This window comes from Paracoccus zeaxanthinifaciens ATCC 21588, from assembly GCF_000420145.1.
In the GTDB taxonomy this organism is placed as follows: Bacteria; Pseudomonadota; Alphaproteobacteria; order Rhodobacterales; family Rhodobacteraceae; genus Paracoccus; species Paracoccus zeaxanthinifaciens.
In genome coordinates this window covers 217,189-235,954 of the sequence record NZ_ATUJ01000002.1, presented here as the reverse complement: position 1 = coordinate 235,954, position 18,766 = coordinate 217,189, and the positions used below count along the sequence as shown (strand labels likewise).

Annotated in this window: 16 protein-coding genes and 1 pseudogene; 11 read left to right on the top strand and 6 right to left on the bottom strand. The window is 66.9% G+C overall.

Features of this window, described 5'->3' with window-relative positions:
- The first annotated feature begins 26 nt into the window (after positions 1–26).
- Positions 27–794, top strand: a complete 768-nt coding sequence (locus F804_RS0102910) for a hypothetical protein (protein ID WP_022706251.1) — start codon at positions 27–29, stop codon at positions 792–794.
- A gap of 50 nt (positions 795–844) precedes the next feature.
- On the top strand, positions 845–1,795 hold the full coding sequence (locus F804_RS15460; RefSeq protein ID WP_040595586.1) for an aldose epimerase family protein: 951 nt from the start codon (positions 845–847) through the stop codon (positions 1,793–1,795).
- Here F804_RS15460 and F804_RS0102900 read toward each other — a convergent pair.
- Genes F804_RS0102900 through F804_RS0102880 form a run of 5 tightly spaced genes read right to left on the bottom strand, consistent with a single transcriptional unit; the run spans position 1,774 to position 7,905 of the window.
- The gene (locus tag F804_RS0102900; protein ID WP_028725545.1) at positions 1,774–3,987 is read right to left on the bottom strand and encodes a glycoside hydrolase family 2 protein; all 2,214 of its coding nucleotides are present in this window, start codon (positions 3,985–3,987) and stop codon (positions 1,774–1,776) included. The two genes, F804_RS15460 and F804_RS0102900, sit on opposite strands and share 22 nt — an antisense overlap.
- A 2-nt stretch (positions 3,988–3,989) precedes the next feature.
- The gene (gene dgoD, locus F804_RS0102895; RefSeq protein ID WP_022706248.1) at positions 3,990–5,138 is read right to left on the bottom strand and encodes a galactonate dehydratase; all 1,149 of its coding nucleotides are present in this window, start codon (positions 5,136–5,138) and stop codon (positions 3,990–3,992) included.
- Positions 5,139–5,142: 4 nt separating this feature from the next.
- Positions 5,143–6,060 (bottom strand): Gfo/Idh/MocA family protein, encoded by a 918-nt coding sequence (locus F804_RS0102890; protein ID WP_022706247.1) that lies wholly within the window; start codon positions 6,058–6,060, stop codon positions 5,143–5,145.
- Positions 6,057–7,112 carry an ABC transporter ATP-binding protein gene (locus F804_RS0102885; RefSeq protein WP_022706246.1) on the bottom strand — a complete coding sequence of 352 codons (1,056 nt, stop codon included), beginning with the start codon at positions 7,110–7,112 and terminating at the stop codon, positions 6,057–6,059. The genes F804_RS0102890 and F804_RS0102885 overlap by 4 nt, the downstream gene beginning before the upstream one ends.
- Positions 7,113–7,119: 7 nt before the next feature.
- Positions 7,120–7,905: an IclR family transcriptional regulator gene (locus F804_RS0102880; protein ID WP_022706245.1), complete on the bottom strand. Its 786-nt coding sequence runs from the start codon at positions 7,903–7,905 to the stop codon at positions 7,120–7,122.
- A 120-nt stretch (positions 7,906–8,025) separates the two neighbouring features.
- Between F804_RS0102880 and F804_RS0102875 the strand changes: the two genes are divergently transcribed.
- The 8 genes and pseudogenes from F804_RS0102875 to F804_RS17095 all read left to right on the top strand — a co-directional run.
- The gene (locus F804_RS0102875; protein WP_022706244.1) at positions 8,026–9,267 is read left to right on the top strand and encodes an ABC transporter substrate-binding protein; all 1,242 of its coding nucleotides are present in this window, start codon (positions 8,026–8,028) and stop codon (positions 9,265–9,267) included.
- Between the two features lie 82 nt (positions 9,268–9,349).
- Positions 9,350–10,264, top strand: a complete 915-nt coding sequence (locus tag F804_RS0102870; RefSeq protein WP_022706243.1) for a carbohydrate ABC transporter permease — start codon at positions 9,350–9,352, stop codon at positions 10,262–10,264.
- A 3-nt stretch (positions 10,265–10,267) separates the two neighbouring features.
- Positions 10,268–11,113, top strand: a complete 846-nt coding sequence (locus F804_RS0102865; RefSeq protein WP_022706242.1) for a carbohydrate ABC transporter permease — start codon at positions 10,268–10,270, stop codon at positions 11,111–11,113.
- Complete coding sequence (locus tag F804_RS0102860) at positions 11,110–13,161, top strand: alpha-galactosidase (protein ID WP_022706241.1); 2,052 nt, start codon at positions 11,110–11,112, stop codon at positions 13,159–13,161. Before F804_RS0102865 ends, F804_RS0102860 begins: the two co-directional genes overlap by 4 nt.
- On the top strand, positions 13,158–14,048 hold the full coding sequence (locus F804_RS0102855) for a 2-dehydro-3-deoxygalactonokinase (RefSeq protein ID WP_022706240.1): 891 nt from the start codon (positions 13,158–13,160) through the stop codon (positions 14,046–14,048). Before F804_RS0102860 ends, F804_RS0102855 begins: the two co-directional genes overlap by 4 nt.
- A gap of 3 nt (positions 14,049–14,051) precedes the next feature.
- Positions 14,052–14,657, top strand: a complete 606-nt coding sequence (locus F804_RS0102850; RefSeq protein WP_022706239.1) for a 2-dehydro-3-deoxy-6-phosphogalactonate aldolase — start codon at positions 14,052–14,054, stop codon at positions 14,655–14,657.
- Positions 14,654–15,499 carry an SMP-30/gluconolactonase/LRE family protein gene (locus F804_RS0102845; RefSeq protein WP_022706238.1) on the top strand — a complete coding sequence of 282 codons (846 nt, stop codon included), beginning with the start codon at positions 14,654–14,656 and terminating at the stop codon, positions 15,497–15,499. The genes F804_RS0102850 and F804_RS0102845 overlap by 4 nt, the downstream gene beginning before the upstream one ends.
- Positions 15,500–15,572: 73 nt before the next feature.
- Positions 15,573–16,288 (top strand): annotated as a pseudogene (locus F804_RS17095) (IS5 family transposase); the annotation flags it as partial.
- 193 nt (positions 16,289–16,481) lie between these two features.
- Here the strand turns inward: F804_RS17095 and F804_RS15450 are convergent.
- On the bottom strand, positions 16,482–17,699 hold the full coding sequence (locus tag F804_RS15450) for a LacI family DNA-binding transcriptional regulator (RefSeq protein WP_245540303.1): 1,218 nt from the start codon (positions 17,697–17,699) through the stop codon (positions 16,482–16,484).
- A 51-nt stretch (positions 17,700–17,750) separates the two neighbouring features.
- On the opposite strand from F804_RS15450, the gene F804_RS0102830 reads away from it, so the two are divergent.
- Positions 17,751–18,734, top strand: a complete 984-nt coding sequence (locus F804_RS0102830; RefSeq protein ID WP_022706235.1) for a substrate-binding domain-containing protein — start codon at positions 17,751–17,753, stop codon at positions 18,732–18,734.
- Positions 18,735–18,766: the final 32 nt, after the last annotated feature.

Sequence of the window (18,766 nt, the reverse complement as noted above, 5' to 3'; positions counted from 1 at the left end):
ACTGGACGCATGAACAGGAAAGACACATGAGCGAGAAGATCATCGACCTCGGCAACGGGTTCTGGAACATCCGCGGCGATCTGCGGATCGGCGGCGTGCTGAACGTGGGCACGCAGGCATCGCTGGTGCAGCTGGGATCGGGCGAATTCGCGATGCTGGACAGCTATCCCCTGTCGGGCGAGATCCGCGACCAGGTGATGCAGATGACCGACCAGGGGCGTGCGGTGACGGCGGTCTTGAACCTGCATCCCTATCACACGCTGCACTGCCAGGCGGTCGCGCGGGACTTTCCGCAGGCGCGGCTCTATGGGACCGAGCGGCATCGCCGCCAGCACCCCGATCTGGACTGGCAGCCGACCCTGATCGACACCCCCGAGGCCGAGGCCACCTTCGCGTCGGATTTCGTCCTGACCGTGCCGCGCGGGATAGATCACACCACCGCGAACGAGCGCGTTCACGCGGGCTCGGTCCTTGCATGGCATCCGGCCAGCGCGACGCTGCATGTGGACGACACGATCAACGTGCTGCCCATGCCCGGCCCGCTGAAGCGCATCGTGGGCGAGGACAAGCTGTTCATGCACCCAACCATGTCCAAGGCGCTGACCGGCGACCCCGACTGCATCGAGCAGCTGGGCGCGTGGGTGGACGAGCTGGCCCATACCTGCGCCGAGCTGCGCAACCTGTGCGCCGCGCATTCCAGCATCCGCAGCTTTGCCCCCGGAGAGTTCGGCCCTGCCCTGAGAAAGGCATTCGACCGCACCCTGCCCGGCCTTCGCAAGGCGTTGCAGTCCTGACCTTGCACCGCCCCGCCCCCGCGTCGTATCGCGGGGAAAAGGGGGTGCCCATGGGACAGATCACCTTGCGTTCGGGCCGTGCGACGGCGACGCTGCTGCCGTTCGGCGCGGTGGTGCAGGACCTTCGGATCGCGGGCATCGACCGCCCGCTGGTGCTGGGCCATCCCGACCCCGCCGCCTATGCCGACCGATTTGCCCATGTGGGCGCGATGATGGGCCGCTTTGCCAACCGCATCGCCGGGGCACGCTTCGATCTGGACGGCAGGACGCATGTGCTGGACGCGAACGAGGGGGCGAACTGCCTGCATGGCGGCCACGCGGCGGCCTCGCTTCGGGACTGGACCCCGATCCGCACGACCGAGGACAGCGCGACCCTGACGTTGACCCTGCCCGATGGCGCGGGGGGATTTCCGGGCAATTTCCACGCGACGATCCGGATCACCCTGTCGGATGACGGGGTCCGTTGCGCGCTGGATTTCGACCTGCAGGCCACATGCGACCGCGCCACGCCCTGCAGCCTGACGCATCACGGTTATTTCGCGCTTGGGGGCGATGCGGCGGACCAGATCCTGACGGTTCATGCCGACAGCTATCTTCCGGTGGATGCGTCGGGCATCCCCGTGCCCGAAGCCCCCGCGCCGGTCGCGGGAACGCGCTTCGACTTCCGGCAGCCGCGGGCGTTGGGACGCGACGGGATCGACCATTGCTTCTGCCTGCCCGGCGGGGATGCCGCGATGCGGCAGGTCGCGACGCTGCAATCGTCGGACCTGCGGCTGGCGGTGTTGACGACCGCGCCGGGGCTTCAGATCTATGACGGCGGGCATTTCCCGCCCGAAGGCATCCCCGCGCACAAGGGCCAGCTGGCCCGCCCTCGCGCCGCCGTCGCGTTCGAGGCGCAGGCATGGCCCGACGCCCCGAACAGGCCGGATTTCCCGGACGCGATCCTGCGTCCGGGCGAGATCTGGCAGCAGCGCACCCGTTACCGGATCGAGCCTTCCTGACCGACCGTGACGACCGCCACGCCATCCGCGAATTGCGGGTGGCGGGCGGTGATGCGGATCTGTCCCGCATCCCCCGTCAGGCGCAGCCACATCCCCGTGGTGCCCCCCTGCAAGGGCCGCGCATGGGGGCCGATCAGCGTGGCCGGACCCTCGACCGTGACATCGACGCAGCCCGCCAGGAAGGGCAGACGGTTCCCCGCCTGGTCCAGCGCACGGATCATCACCCGCAGGTCGATATCGCCATCCGCCGGGACCGACTCCAGATCGGGCGCGACCTGCAGCGTGGTGGGCAGCGGGTCGGCCACGAAATCGCGACGGGCGACGGGCTTGCCGTCGATCAGGCCGGTGATGCTGCCGGGATGCCAGCTCATGCCCCACAGGCCCAGTTCCTCGGGGCCGATATGGCGGTCGTCGATGATGACCGGCGGATGCGGCAGATGCGGGAAGCGTTCGCGATCGGGGCCGACGCGGCGGGTGACGCCCGCGCATTCGAACTCGACCTCGTCGCAATTGGTCAGCACGATCAGCGGCAGCACGCCGCCGATATTGCGTTCGCCCCGCGCCCAGAAGGTCACCGGCTCCATCACCACGCCCTCGGATTGCGGTTTCTGGCTGGAATAGGCATGCGCCGCGAATTTCGGTTCGCGCCAGATGTCCATGACGCCGTGATGGCAGATACGGTCGCCCGCGCCGAAGTCCTTGTGCGTGTTGTAGTCGAACATGCACCAGCCGATGCAACCCGCGATGTTCGGATCGCCATGCGCCGCGTTCAGCACGTCCAGGTGACGGATCACGTGTTCCATCTGGCGCAGCTCGGGGTCGCCCGCCTTGGTGGGGAACATGTGGCCGTTATATTCGGTCACCACATAGGGGACCGGCGCCTTCAGGCCCGTCACTTCGGTCTGCGCGCGCAGGGGGGTGCGCGGGCGCTGGATCAGCGGCAGCTCGGATTCGTCCAGGATGAAGTCGTTCATCGTATAGACGTCCTCCAGCATCTCGCTGTCGGTGATGAAGCGCACGCCGCCGGTCGCCCGCGTCGGGTCCAGTTCCCGCGCGACCGCATTGGTGCGGACATAGAAGTCGTGGTTGTCCTGGCTTTCGTTGATGCGCACGCCCCAGATCACGATGCTGGGGTGGTTCCAGTCGCGGCGGATCATCGCGCGGACGTTCTCCACCGACGCGTCCTGCCACGCCTGGTCCCCGATATGCTGCCAGCCAGGGATCTCCTCGAAGACCAGCAGGCCGATCTCGTCGCAGCGGTCGATGAACCACGGGCTTTGCGGATAATGCGAGGTGCGCACCATGTTGCAGCCCAGATCGCGCTTCAGGATCTCGGCGTCGCGTTCCTGCGCGTGACGGCCCGCGGCATAGCCCGCATGCGCCCAGCTCTGATGCCGGTTCAGGCCGCGCAGCTTGACGGGCCGGCCGTTCAGCACGAAGCCCTCGGGGGTCCATTCGGCAGTGCGGAAGCCGAAGCGATGGGTCGTCACGTCGCCCGTGTCGGGCAGCGTCAGCTCGACCGTGTACAGCGCCGGATCATCCAGCGACCACAGGCGCAGGCCGGTCAGGCCCGAAAGGGTCAGCTCTCCCTCGCCCTCGGTCGCGGCGATCTCTCGGTCGCCGTCCAGCAGGCGGGCGCGGACGGGGCCGGGGGCCGTGACCTCGGGGCGGATCACGACGGTCTTGTCATCCGACAGCGCGTCCGGCGTCAGGATGCGCGCGTTCGTCAGGTGGCGTTCGGGAATAACCTCCAGCCAGACATCGCGATAGATGCCCGCATAGGTCAGATAGTCGATCTGCGCGCCGAAGGGCGGGATCGCAGGGTTTTCCGACCCGTCCAGATGCACGGTCACGACCGCCTGGCCATCGCCCAGGTGATCGGTCAGATCGGCGGTGAAGGGGGTATAGCCGTCGGGATGGGCCACGACCTGCACCCCGTTCACGAAGACGCGCGAATCCGCCATCGCCCCGTCGAAGCGCAGCCGGACCCGCCGCCCCGCCCATGCCGGATCGGCGGCGATCACGCGCTGATAGGTGAAGGGCTTCTGGAAGCACGCCTCGTCGAAATAGGTCAGCGGCATGTCCACCGCGTTATGCGGCAGGCGCACCGCCTGCCCCGCCAGAACGGCGGCAGGGTCGGCATGGCCGGGCGCGAAGGTCCAGCCGTCGTTCAGTTTCAGCGTCTCGCGCATGATCACCACTCTGCAAAGCTGCCGTCGGCATGGCGCCAGACGGGGTTGCGCCAGCGATGGCCCTCGGCCGCCATCTCGCGGACCTTGGCCTCGTTCACCTCGATGCCCAGGCCCGGACCCTGCGGGATCTTCACGAAACCGTCGTCATAGTCGAAGACGCTCGGATCGACGAGGTAGTCCAGCAGGTCGCTGCCCTTGTTGTAATGGATCCCGAGCGACTGTTCCTGGATGAAGGCGTTGTAGCAGACGGCATCCAGCTGCAGGTTCGCGGCCAGCGCGATGGGGCCAAGCGGGCAGTGCAGCGCAAGCGCCACGTCATAGGATTCGGCCATGGACGCGATGCGATAGGTCTCGGTGATGCCGCCCGAATGGCTGGGATCGGGCTGGATGATGTCCACGAAGCCGCCCTGCAGGATCGACTTGAAGTCCCACCGCGTATAGAGCCGCTCGCCGAGCGCGATGGGGGTGGAACAATGGTTCGCGATCTCGCGCAGGGCCTTGGCATGTTCGGACAGGACCGGTTCCTCGATGAACATCAGGCGGAAGGGTTCCAGCTCCTTGGCCAGCACCTTGGCCATCGGGCGATGCACGCGCCCGTGGAAGTCGATGCCGATGCCGAAATCCTGGCCCATCTCGTCGCGGATGGCCTGCACGCGTTCCAGCACCTGGTCGACCTTGGCGTGGGTATCGACGAACTGCATCTCCTCGGTGCCGTTCATCTTGACGGCGGTAAAGCCGCGGTCGCCGCAATCGCGGGCCATGCGGGCCGTGTCGCCCGGACGGTCGCCGCCGATCCAGCTGTAGACGCGGATGCGGTCGCGCAGCTGGCCGCCCAGAAGCGAATGGACCGGAACGCCCAGATCCTTGCCCTTGATGTCCCACAGCGCCTGGTCCAGCCCCGCGATGGCCGACATGTGGATGCCGCCGCCGCGATAGAAGCCTGCGCGATACATGACCGTCCAGTGATCCTGGATCAGGCGCGGGTCGCGGCCGATCAGGTAGTCCGACAGCTCTTCGACGCAGGCGGCGACGGATGCGGCGCGGCCTTCCAGCACGGGCTCGCCCCAGCCGCAGACGCCCTCGTCGGTGCTGATCTTGACGAAGCACCAGCGCGGCGGAACGATGAAGGTTTCGATCTGGGTGATCTTCATGGTGTCAGTCCTGGAATTCGGGTGCCGCATGGATGCGGCCGTTCATGAACGCGTCGGCGACAAGCCGCAGCGGGGCAAGGTCGAAATCGCTGTCGCCTCGGGCGACCAGGTCGCCGAAGCGGGAATAGAGGCGGGCGTATTCACGGTTCCCGCCCGACTGGATCTCGGTTCCGTCGATGGTCAGGCGCGCGCCGCCCTCGGACAGGATCGCGGTGCCGGCATCGGTCTCGAAGCGGATCTGCCAGATATCCGCGCCCTGCTGGCGCCAGTCCAGCCGCGCGGTCACGGGGTGGCCCGCATCCATCACCAGATCGGCGGCGATGGGGGTCTGGCAGTTCGACGGCACATGCAGCTCGGCCCCGACCATGCGCGCGGGCGCGGGCAGCACGGCGGTCAGGATCGACAGCGCGTTGATGCCCGGATCGAAGACGCCAAGCCCGCCCGCCTGCCAGATCCACTGCTGGCCCGGATGCCATTTGCGCACATCCTCGGACCAGTCGATATGGGTGCGGCGCAGCGTGCGGCCCGCCAGCCAGTCGCGGCAGGCATCGACGGCCGCAGCCTCGCGCGAGTGCCATGTCGCGAAGATGGTCAGGCCGCGGGATTTCGCCTCGGCGGCCAGCAGCTCCAGCTCGGACAGGGTCGCGCCGGGGGGCTTTTCCAGCATCAGGTGGCGGTTCGCGCGCAGGACCGACATGGCCTGATCGAACCGCCCCTGCGGCGGCGTGCAGAGCGACACGGCATCCACCCCGCCCGCCGCCAGCAGCGCGTCGACATCGGGGTGGTTCGCCACGCCCTCGGCCTGCGCGTTGCGGCTTGCGACATCGGTCAGCACCATGCCCGCCGTCGCCTCGATGGCGGGCAGATGCTGGGCGCGGGCGATGGTGCCCAGGCCCACGAGGCCAATCCGAAGATCGCTCATCTCAGGCGCTGCCCGGTTTCGGCGTCGAAGTAATAGGCCGCCGCCGGATCGAAGGTCAGCCCCACCGTGCCGCCGCCCGCGGGGTCCAGCCGCTGATCGGTCTGCACGACCAGCTTCTCGCCCGAGGGCGCGGTCAGATGCGCGAAGGTCATCCCGCCCAGGTTCTCGGCCATCTCGACGCGGAAGGGACCGTCGCCGGTGATCTTCAGCGCGTCGGGACGCAGGCCCATCTCGACCTTGCGGCCCTCCAGAAGGTTGCCGTTCGAATGGGGCACCGGCGCGTCGAAGGCCGGGACGACAAGCTGCCCGTCCGTCACCTGCCCCGCGACGAAGTTCATCGAGGGGCTGCCGATGAAGCCCGCGACGAAGCGGTTGTCCGGGTCGTCGTACAGGTGCATGGGCGCGCCGACCTGCTCGATCCGGCCCGCGCGCAGGACGACGATCTTGTCGGCCATGGTCATCGCCTCGACCTGGTCATGGGTGACATAGATCATCGTGGCCTTGATCTCGCGGTGCAGGCGCGCGATCTCGGCACGCATCTCGACCCGCAATTCGGCATCCAGGTTCGACAGCGGTTCGTCGAACAGGAAGACCTTGGGCCCGCGCACGATGGCGCGACCGATGGCGACGCGCTGGCGCTGACCGCCCGACAGGGCGGCGGGCTTGCGGTCCAGCAGCGGCTCCAGTTTCAGGATGCGCGCGGCCTCGGCGACCTTCTCGCGGATCTCGGCCTTGGGGTGGCCGTTCATCTTCAGACCGAAGCCCATGTTCTCGGCCACGGTCATGTGCGGATAGAGCGCGTAGGTCTGGAACACCATCGCCACGCCGCGATCGGCGGGCTCGGCATGGGTGACGTCGTCGGCCTCGATGCGGATCTGGCCGTCGCTGGTCTCCTCCAGGCCCGCGATCATGCGCAGCAGCGTGGACTTGCCGCAGCCCGAAGGCCCGACAAAGACGCAGAACTCGCCCTGATCGACCTGCAGATCGACGCCGTGAATGACCCGCACGGGGCCGAAATCCTTGGTGACGCGGTTCAGCTGAACGCCGGACATGCGGACCTCATTGCTTGGTTTCAGGAAAACGCCACGCCTCGGCCGCGGCGGCGATGGCCGCGCTGGCGTCGGATACGGGACCGGCCAGCGACAGCAATTCGTCGCGAGAGGTCGTGGCGGTGGTGGTGGTGACCGAGATCGCGCCCAGCATCCGCCCGGATGCCGACAGGATCGGGACCGCGATGCAGGCGATGCCGGCCTCGTGCTCCTCGTCGTCCAGCGCGAAGCCGCGCTCGCGGATCACGCCCAGCTCGGCGCGCAGCGCCTCGGGGGTGGTGATGGTCTTGGGCGTGTGCCCGTGAAAGGACTGCCGCGCGATGGCCTGCGCCAGCCGGTCCTCGGGCAGGTGGGCCAGCATGGCCTTGCCGACGCCGGTGCAATAGGCCGGACCGACCTTCCCCGACTGCGAGAACATCTCGACCGGTTTCTGGGCGTTGCGCTTGTCCACATACAGCACGGCGCCGTTGTCCAGCTGCGCAAGGTGCACGGTCTGCCCGATGCGGGCGGCCAGCGCGTCGATGATGTCCTTGGCCAGCGGCGCAAGGCTGGACTGCGCCCAGGCCGAATGCGCAAGGCGCACCAGCCGCATCCCCGGCGCATAGGTCTGCCGATCCTCGTCGAAGACCAGCATGTCCTGATGCGCCAGCACCTGCAGGAAACGATAGAGCGTGGCCTTGGGCAGGCCCGCGCGCGGAAGAATCTCGGCAAAGCGGACGGGGCGGCCGTATTCGGCCACGAGGTCCAGCACCGCCAGGGTGCGACCCACCGTTCCGTCCGATGTCTCGCGGTCCATTGCCGTCACGTCGCCGTCCCCCTCCCGTTCTGGCCCTTGTTGACAGGCTAGTCGATTCGCCGCATAGTTTCAATATTCAAAACCAAGTCTCAAATATTGGAACCAACTCGGGAGGAGATCATGTTCCAAGTCAAGCACGGACTGGCGATGGCCGCATTGCTGGCCACCACAGCCCCCGCATTCGCGCAGACCCGCACGCTGGTGATGAACACCGACGCGTCCGACCCCGCCCCCAAGGCGGCGTTCGAGCAGCTGATCGCGGATTTCGAGGCCGAACATCCCGACATCAAGGTCGAGGTGAACGTCTTCGACCACGAGGGGTACAAGACCGCCATCCGCAACTTCCTGACCGCCGACGCGCCGGATCTTGCGAACTGGTATGCGGGCAACCGGATGCGCCCCTTCGTCGAGGCGAACCAGTTCATGGACGTGTCCGACGTCTGGGCCGAGAACGGGCTGGAGGAGAGCCTGGGTTCCGCCGCGTCCTCGATGACGATCGACGGCAAGCAGTGGGGCGTTCCCTACACCTATTACCAGTGGGGCATCTACTTCAACCGCGACGCCTATGCGCAGGCGGGCGTCGATCCCGACACCATCGAGACCTGGGACGACTTCGTCGCCGCCTGCGAGAAGATCGACGCCGCAGGCATCGACTGCCTGACCACGGGCAGCAAGGCGCTGTGGCCCATCGCGGGGATCTTCGACTATCTGAACCTGCGCACGAACGGCTACGACTTCCACATGCAGCTGACCTCGGGCGAGGTTCCCTGGACGGACGATCGCGTCAAGGCGACCTTCGCGAACTGGGAAAAGGTGCTGCCCTATACCACCGACAACCACGCCGCCATCGACTGGCAGGACGCGGTGGCGAACCTCGTCCAGGGCAAGGCCGCCAACTATGTCATGGGCAATTTCGCGGTCGCGGCCTTCAAGGATGGCGGCATGACCGACGAGAACCTGGGCTTCATGCCCTTCCCGACCGTCGACGCCTCGATCCCGCGCGCCGAGGATGCGCCGACCGACACCATCCACATCCCCGCGGGCGCCAAGAACCCCGAGGATGCCAAGCTGTTCCTGGCCTTCCTGGCCCGCGCCGACGTGCAGACCAAGATGAACGAGACGCTTGGCCAGCTGCCGATCAACGCCGAGAGCAGCGTGGGTGAGGACCCCTATCTGCAGCAGGGCTTCGAGCTGCTGTCCACGGCCGAAGGCGGCATCGCGCAGTTCTTCGACCGCGACGCCAGCCCGGAAATGGCCAAGGCCGGGATGGAGGGCTTCCAGGAGTTCATGGTCCGCCCCGAGCGCCTGGACAACATCCTCGATCGGCTGGAGCGTCAGCGCCAGCGCCTGGCCGGGCAGTAAGCGCCGCCATCGGCATCCAAGGCGGGGGCGACACCGATCGCCCCCGCCCCTTCCCATCCGCTGACCCACCCCGGAGGACGTGATGTCCGTCACCCCCGATACGCATGGCACGCCCGCGCCGCGCAGGCGCCGTCGCAGCCAGCTGACGCCCTGGCTGTTCCTTACGCCCGGCATCCTGATGTTCGCCGTCTATGTCGTCATCCCGATCTTCCAGTCCTTCTGGATCTCGTTCCATTCCTGGGACGGCATCGGCGAGGCGCGCTGGATCGGCCTGTCCAACTATTCCGAGCTTTGGTGGGACGAGGCGTTCTATACCAGCCTGAAGAACAACGTCATCTGGCTGGTCCTGTACATGCTGGCGGTGCCGTTCGGGCTGCTGATCGCGCTGTTCCTGAACCAGACCGTGCGCGGCATCCGCATCTACAAGTCGCTGTTCTTCTTCCCCTTCGTGATCAGCCAGGTCGTCGTCGGCCTGATGTTCTCGTGGTTCTACGCGCCCGATTTCGGGCTGCTCTATACCCTGATCGAGGCGGTGACCGGGGACGGAGTGGCCATCCTGGCCGACGAGCGCTTCGTGACCTACGGCATCATCGCGGCAGGCCTGTGGCCGCAGATCGCCTATTGCATGATCCTGTACCTGACGGGCCTGAACGCCGTCGCCCCCGACCAGATCGAGGCCGCGCGCCTGGACGGCGCGAAGGGCTGGAAGATGCTGTGGCACGTCATCATCCCGCAGCTGCGGCCCGCGACCTTCATCGCGGTCGTCGTCACCGTCATCGGCGCGCTGCGCAGCTTTGACCTCGTGTCGATCATGACGGCAGGCGGACCCTTCGGGTCGTCGCGCGTGCTGTCCTACTACATGTATGAGCAGGCGCTGTCGGAATACGGCTACCGCATGGGCTATGGCGCGGCCATCGCCGTGGTGCTGTTCGCCATCATGATGATCTTCATTTCGGGCTTCATCTGGAAGATGTGGCGCGACGAGAAAGGGGTCTGACCCATGTTTCCCCGTCCCATCCAGACCCTGTCGCCCGCCGCGCAGCGCGGATACAAGATCGCCCTGCCGATCATGCTGGTCCTGTGGCTGCTGCCGCTTCTGGGGGTCGCGCTGACCTCGTTCCGCCCCTCGGGGGACCTGGCCGCCGGCAATTATTTCGGGATGCCGTCGCGCATCGCCTTCGAGAACTACCTGGACGTGTTCCGCAACTCGCCCTTCGCGCAGTACCTGTGGAACAGCTTCCGCGTGACGATCCCCGTGGTCATCGGCGCGGTCGGGCTGTCCTGCCTGACGGGCTTCGCGCTGGCGGTCTACAGGTTCCGCCTGTCGATGGTCGTGTTCTTCATGTTCGTGGCGGGCAATTTCGTGCCCTTCCAGATCCTGATGGTGCCGGTGCGCGACCTGACGGTGAACATGGGGCTGTACAACAGCATCACCGGCCTGGCGCTGTTCCACATCGCGTTCCAGACCGGCTTCTGCACGCTGTTCATGCGCAACTTCATCAAGGCCCTGCCCAAGGAACTGATCGAGGCCGCCCGCGTCGAGGGCGTGACCGAGTGGCAGATCTTCTGGCACATCGTCATGCCGCTGGTGCGTCCGGCCATCGCCGCGCTGTCGGTGCTGATCTTCACCTTCATCTGGAACGACTATTTCTGGGCGACGGTGCTGACCACGGGTGCCAGCACGCAGCCGATCACGGCGGGTCTGAACAGCCTCAACGGGCAGTGGATCGCGGCGTGGCACCTTGTCAGTGCGGGGTCCATCCTGGCGGCGCTTCCGCCCGTCCTGATGTTCTTCCTGATGCAGCGCCACTTCATCGCCGGCCTGACCTTGGGTGCCGTGAAATGAGCTTCTGGCGGATCGACACCCCGACCCAGACCTTCGTGTTCGGGTCCGATGGCAGGCTTGCCTGCTGCCACTACTGGGGCGCCCCCCTGCCCGAGGATACCGACCTGGCCGCGATGGTCGCGGCGGGGCGCGGGGGCATCACCGGCGGCATGCTGGACCAGGTGCCGCCCCTGTCCCTGGCCCCCGAGGCGCGGCGCAGCTTTCCGGGGCAGCCGGGGCTGGTGGCCTTCGGGGCGGACGGCGCGGAACTGGCGCCCGAATGGCGCTTCGACCGCGCGGATCGCGACGGGGGCACGCTGATCCTGCGCCATGTCGCGCAGGGGCTGGCGCTGGACTTCACCATCCGCGCGCTGGATCACGGGCTGGTCGGGTTCTCGGCCAGCCTGCGGTCGGACACGCCGATCCGGCTGCACTGGCTGACGGCGGGGGCGCTGCTCCTGCCCGCGCATCTGGACCGGCTGACCGAATTCGCGGGCCGCTGGACGCGCGAATGGCAGCCGGTCACCACGGTCCTCGACCACGGGATGCGGGTGCGCGAGGCCCGCACCGGACGCTCGGGTCATGAACATCCGCCGCACATGATCCTGGCGACGCAGGGCACGACCAACACCCGGGGCGAGAACGCGGCCATCCATTACGGCTGGTCGGGCGGCCACCGCATGGTGGTCGAGACCCTGCCCGAGGGCCGCCGCCAGTTGCAGCTGGGCCATGTCACCGGATCGGAACGCGCCCCGGCCACGGCCTTCGCCACCGCCGAGATGATCGTCGCGCGCAGCGACGGGGGCCTCAACGGCACGGCGATCCCGTTCCAGCGCCATATCCGCGACAACCTGCCGCGCGCGCGCCAGCCTCGCCCCGTCCATTACAACGGGTGGGAGGCGATCTATTTCCGCCACGACCAGGCCGAGCTGCGACGCATCGCGGACCGCGCCGCCGAACTGGGGGCCGAGCGTTTCGTGCTGGACGACGGCTGGTTCGGGCTGCGCGACGACGACACCTCGTCGCTTGGGGACTGGGTCATCGACCCGCGCAAGCACCCCGAGGGCTTCGGCCCGCTGATCGACCATGTGCGCGGTCTGGGCATGCGCTTCGGCCTGTGGTTCGAACCCGAGATGATCAACGAGGACAGCGACCTGCACCGCGCCCATCCCGACTGGGTCATGGGACCGGCCGACCAGATCCGGGGCCGCAACCAGCTTCACCTGGACATGAGCCGCGAGGACGTGCGCGACCACCTGTTCGCCCGCATCGACGCCGTGCTGTCCGGCAACGACATCGATTACGTCAAATGGGACCACAACCGGCTGACCCCCTTCCCCGACGCGGCCCAGACGCGCGGCGTCCATGCCCTGCTGGACCGGCTGCGGACGGCGCATCCGGGGGTCGAGTTCGAAAGCTGCGCCTCGGGCGGAGGTCGCATCGACGCGGGCATCCTGACGCGCTGCGGGCGGGTCTGGCTGTCGGACAGCAACGACGCGCTGGAACGGCTGCGCATCCAGCACCACGCGGCATCGCTGCTGCCCGCCTGCGCGACCGGCAGCCATGTCGGCCCGCGCGACTGCCACACCAGCCACCGCGTCCTGCCGATGGCCCTGCGCGCATGGACGGCGGCGCAGCGGCACATGGGCTTCGAGATGGACCCGCACGAGCTGACCGAGGACGAGGCCGCGACCCTGACCCGCGTAACCGCCTGGTGGAAGGCCAATCGCGACTGGATGATGGCGGGCGACATCTGGCGGCTGGACCGCCCCGACGACGCGCTGGCCGAGATGCAGCTGGCCGCCGACGGATCGCGCTTCGTGCTGTTCGCCGCCCAGATCACCGCGCCCGTCGCGCTGCAGCCTCCGCTGCTGCGGCTGACCGGGCTGGATCCGCAGGCTACCTATCGCCTGCGCATGATCGAGGCCCCGTCGCGGCACGCCACGTCGCATGTGGCGCTGACGGACGGGGAAATCCGCGTCTCGGGGGCGGTTCTCATGGCGCAGGGGGTTGCACTGCCGCCCGCCTTCCCGCAGTCCATCGCCGTCATCGAAGGAGAGCGTCTGTGACAGGAACGATCGACTGGATTGCCGCCGACTGGGGCACGACCAACCTGCGGCTGTGGGCCATGTCGGGCCGCGCGCCCGTCGAGGCCCGGACCGACCCGCGCGGCATGGGCGGCCTTGCCCCCGACGATTTCGCCGCCGTCCTGGCCGAGGCGACGCAGGGATGGCCCGCCGTCCCCGTCATCGCCTGCGGCATGGTGGGCTCTCGGCAGGGCTGGTCCGAGGCCCCCTATGCCGCCGTGCCCTGCCCCGCCCAGCCGCGCATCGTCGCGGTGCCGGGCGATCCGGGGGGCCGCCCCGTACGGATCGTCTGCGGCGTCAAGCAGACCGATCCCGCCGACGTGATGCGCGGCGAGGAAACGCAGATCGCGGGCCTGCTGGCCGCCGATCCGCAATTCGACGGCGTGATCTGCCTGCCCGGCACCCATACGAAATGGGTCCGCATCTCGGCCGGCGAGATCTGCAACTTCAAATCCGTCATGACAGGCGAGATCTTCGGCCTGATCGCGGGCCATTCCGTGCTGCGCCATTCGGTCGGCACGGATGGCTGCGACCTGCCGACCTTCCTGTCGGCGGTGTCCGACGCCATCGCGCGCCCCGAACGCGGCTATGGCGGCCTGTTCCAGATCCGCGCCGAGGGGCTGCTTGGCGAACTGCCCGCGCCCGTCGCCCGCGCCCGCCTGTCGGGCACGCTGATCGGCTGGGAACTGGCCGCGACCAAGCCCTGGTGGCTTGGCAGCGACATCACCATCATCGGCGCATCCGGCCTTGCGCGTCTCTATGCCGAAGCCCTGACGGCGCAGGGCCTGGCCCCGCGCAGCGTCTCGGTCGAGGATGCGACGCTTGCGGGCCTGAACGCCGCCCATGACCGCTTCAGATCGGAAGGCTGATCCATGTCACGACCCCTCATCGCCATCCTGCGCGGCCTGACCCCGCCCGAGGCCCCCGCCATCGCCCGCGCCCTGATCGAGGCCGGCGTCACCCGGATCGAGGTTCCGCTGAACTCGCCCGATCCCATCGACAGCATCGCCGTCATGGCGCGCGAATTCGGGCAGGACGCCACCATCGGCGCGGGCACCGTGCTGACGGTGGAACAGGTCCGCGACGTGGCCCGCGCAGGCGGTCGCATGGTCCTGTCGCCCAATTGCAACGCCGATGTCATCCGCGCCACCCGCGCCGAGGGGATGGACAGCTTTCCGGGCGTCATGACCCCGTCCGAGGCCTTCGTGGCGCTGGATGCGGGCGCAAGCGGGCTGAAGATGTTCCCGGGCGAACTGATCGGCCCCGTCGGCCTGCGCGCGATGCGGGCGGTGCTGCCCAAGGATGTCGATTGCTGGGCCGTGGGCGGGGTTTCCGCCGACAACATGGCCGAGTGGCGCCAGGCGGGCGCTGCGGGCTTCGGGATCGGATCGTCCATGTACAAGCCGGGCGACACGCCGCAGGTGGTCTCCGACAAGGCGCGCCGCATGGTCGCCGCATGGGACGAGGTCGGCGCATGATCTTCGACGCGGGGCAGTGCCAGCTGGGTGAGGGCGCGTTGTGGCATTCGGATCGCAACGCGCTGATCTGGTTCGATATCCTGGGGCGGCGCATGTTCATGCGCGAACCCGGCGGGGAACGCCGCGAATGGCGGTTCGAGGATCACGTCTCGGCAGCGGGGATCGTGGACCGCGACCGCCTGATCGTGGCCTCCAGCCGCGCGCTGTCGCTGTTCGACCTGCGCGACGGCAGCAGCCGTCCGCTTGTCGCGCTCGAGGCCGACAACCCGGTCACGCGATCGAACGATGGCCGCGCCGACCCGCAGGGCGGCTTCTGGATCGGAACGATCGGCCTGAATGCCGAGGATGGCGCGGGCTCGATCTGGCGCTGGTACCGGGGCGAGCTGCGCCGCCTGTTCCCCGACATCACCATCACCAACGCCATCTGCTTCACCCCCGACGGGCGGCACGCGCATTTCGCGGATACCGCACGATCCATCGTCTGGAAGGTCGCGCTGGACGCCGATGGCTGGCCCGCGGGCGACCCGCAGCCCTGGCTTGACCTGTCGGCCGAGGGGCTGAACCCCGACGGCGCGGTGATCGACGCGCAGGGCGGCTTGTGGACCGCGCAATGGGGTGCGTCCCGCGTCGCGCGCTATGACGCCGAGGGGCGGTTCGACCGCGCCATCGACCTGCCCGCCCGCCATGTCAGCTGCCCCGCATTCGGCGGACCGGAACTGACGCGCATGTTCGTGACCTCGGCCACGCAGGGGCTGGACGACCCCACCCCCGAGGATGGCTGCGTCATGTCCGTGCCCGCCGATGTCGCAGGCCAGCCCGAATACCGGGTGCGGGTGGACTGATCCCCGTCCTAGGGGCAGGACCCATTGCTTGCCGTCTAACGGGGCGATTCCCCGTTGCAAAGATAGAGGCATGATGAGCAATCCTTTCTGGCTGAGCGACGAACCGTTGGCGCGGCTGCGGCCGTTCTTTCCCAAGAGCCATGGCAAGCCACGAACCGATGGCCGGCGTGCCTCGAGCGGCATTGTATTCGTCAATCGCAATGGCTTGCGATGGCGTGCTGCGCATGCAGCCCGTGGTCCCACAAGACGCGCTACAATCATTGGAAGCGCTGGAGTGACAAGGGCGTCTTCGCCCCGATGATGGCTGGCCTGGCGTCCGAGCGCGGCGAAACGAAGACCGTCATGATTGGTCGGACCAGAGGGTTCGCGGGAAGAAGAAACTGTCAGTTTTTGCCCCAGAACGGAACACCAAGCTGCACGCTATTTGCGACAGAAAAGGCCGGTCTCTTAACCTGTTCGCCACGGCGGGTCAGGTCAGCGATGACATCGGTGCAAGAGCAATGCTGAGCAGCCTGACGGACGTGGACTGGCTCCTCGGGGGTCGCGGCCATGACACCAATTGGTTCATAGAGGAGTTGAAGGATACGGAGGATACGCCCGTGCATCCCTAGCCGGAAGCACCGGAAGAGAACCGTCAAACACGACAAGTACCGTTATAAACGGCGCAATCGGATCGAGATCATGTTCGGCAGGCTCAAGGACCGGCGGCGTGTGGCAACCCGATACGACAGATGCCCGCAGGCTTTCCTCTCGGCCATCGCACTGGGTGCGCCCGTCATCGACTGGCTGCGAAACTCAATGAGTCCAAGCCCATATAATGGTAGTCAGAGCAGCTTGGACCGCACAATAATCGCAGATGAACGGTATACCCAGTACTAGGTCAGTATCAAAATCGGGCGCAAGCATCAGGGCGCTATCGCGATTGAATACGACCGCTGCCCCAGCACAATTCGCATGCCGGCGCTTCAGCGGCTATCGTCGTCTACCGGCTGAAAGCGCGGCCTTCCGGGTCACGACTGCCCGGTGCCGGATAAAGTTCAGGCTGGACCATCTCGGTGACCGGAGGGCTCTTGTCCTCCAGAAGCGTGAAGGCGCGCTGAACCAGCATCTTGTGCCGTTGTCGCATCATGTGCACAGGAAAGCGAAGCAACTGCCCCAGGGGCTCGTAGTCGAAACACCCCATCGAGCATTCGGCCAGTTCGGCCTCGGGCAATGTTGCCAGAAAGCGCAGCGCACCCTCGAAAACCGAATCCGAATTGATGAACAGCCCGCGCGGAAGCCCTCCCATCTTGCGATAAAGCGCTGCGATGGATTCGGTCGCAGCATCCAGATCGTAGGTCTCGGCGATGACCTGCTCTGGTTCCAGATGCCCGACATGGGCATAAACGGCATCGGAAAAGCCTTCGACGCGATTGCGAGTGGACGGCAGCCTTCGGTCGCCCCCCAGAAAGTATATGGTGTCTCGCGGACTCTCTCCGATCCTGACGCCACGGTGCGTCATACTGCTCAGGATCTCTCGGGTCAGGATGCGCGCGCCCGTCCGGCTGTCGGTGACGACGGACGGCGCCAGATCGCAAGGCTGATCCACGAAGACATGGGGGATGTCAGCGCTTTGGCATTGTCGGCTCAGTTCGTCAGGGGCGACCGCGCCGACGAAGAATATCGCATCGATCGACCAGGACATCAGGTCCGTGACGGTGTCGTGCTCCTTCTGCGTGTCCCGGCCGGTGGAGATGATGACGGGGCACTGGTTGCGTGCCCGCACCTCGTCCGAGAAAGTCTGAGCGATGCTGGAGAAGAAGCGGTTGTATTCGGGAACCAGCAGCGCCACGAGGCCGGATCGGGATGTCCGCAACGCCCTTGCCTGCAGGTTGATCGAGTAGCCCTGCTCACGTGCGATGGCGATGATCCGCTCGGCCGTCGCGCGCGAGATTCGCCGCTTTTCCCATGTGCCGTTCAGGGCCGCGCTTACCGTCGAGGCGGATGCGCCTGCCTTCGCGGCAATGTCGTATATCGTTTCTTTCTGGTTTTTTTTCACAGCATTACCGCATCCGCTCTCGTTCGGACCCACCGCCCCAACAGAAGTATTGACACTGTGCAGGAAAAGCACGAATGTTTGCAACATCGATTGTGCACCGAGGAGGTGAGCTGGTCTGATGCCCGGGAGTGGGTCGCAGACTTTTTTTTCAAGCAACAGCACAATCGGTTGCGCAAATGGATTGGCGGAATACGTCCGCTTGGGGAGGGATAGATGACGAAGATGAATTGTCTGATCGGCGCCTTGGCGCTGACGACCGGCCTGTCTACGGCGGCCGTTGCCGAAACATCGATCGGGGTGGTCGTCAAGATCGGCGGCATTCCGTGGTTCAATGCGATGGAAGATGGGATCGAACGCCGCGCAAAGGAGCTTGGCGTCGACGCCGAGATGATCGGCCCCGTTTCGGCCGATCCGTCGCTTCAGGTGCAGGCTATCGAGGATCTGATCGCAAAGGGCGTCGACGTGATCGGCGTCGTACCCAATGACGAGGCCGCGCTGGAGCCGGTTCTGCAGAAGGCGCGCGACGCGGGGATCGTCGTCATCTCTCACGAAGGGCCGGGCCTTCAGAATGTCGACTGGAACTTCGAACTGGCATCGGCCGAAGGTTTCGGCGAGGCTCACGCCAAGCTGCTGTCTGACAAGGCGCCGGATGGCGGCACCTACGCGGTCTATGTGGGATCTCTGACGGTGCCGCTGCACAATGCCTGGGCCGATGCGGCGATTGCCTGGATGGACGAGAACCGTCCCGATCTGAGCATCGTCGGTGATCGCTACGGCGTTGCAGAGAACGTCGATGACAGCCGGTCTACGGCGCTGGACCTGATCGCGGCGAACCCCGACCTGAAAGGGTTCCTGGCCTTCGGCAGTCAGGGGCCCATCGGCGCCGGGCGCGCGGTCGAGGAGCGTCGCAAGACTGGCGAGATTCACGTCATGGGGCCGTTCTCTCCGGGCCAGGGGCGGAAGATGATCCATTCGGACGTTCTGACTGGCGGCTTCATGTGGAATCCCGCGCAGGCAGGCGAGGTCTTCGTGACCCTGGGCGACATGCTGGCCAATGGCCAGCAGATCGAGGCAGGCATGGAAGTCCCCGGACTGGGCGTGATCGAACCCGACTTCGAGCAGCGTGACATCATCACCGATAACCTGCTGGAAATCAACAAGAGCACCGTGGACGATCTGGCCGACATGGGCCTCTGATCCGAAGCCTTGCTGCAGGCGGGGCATCGCGC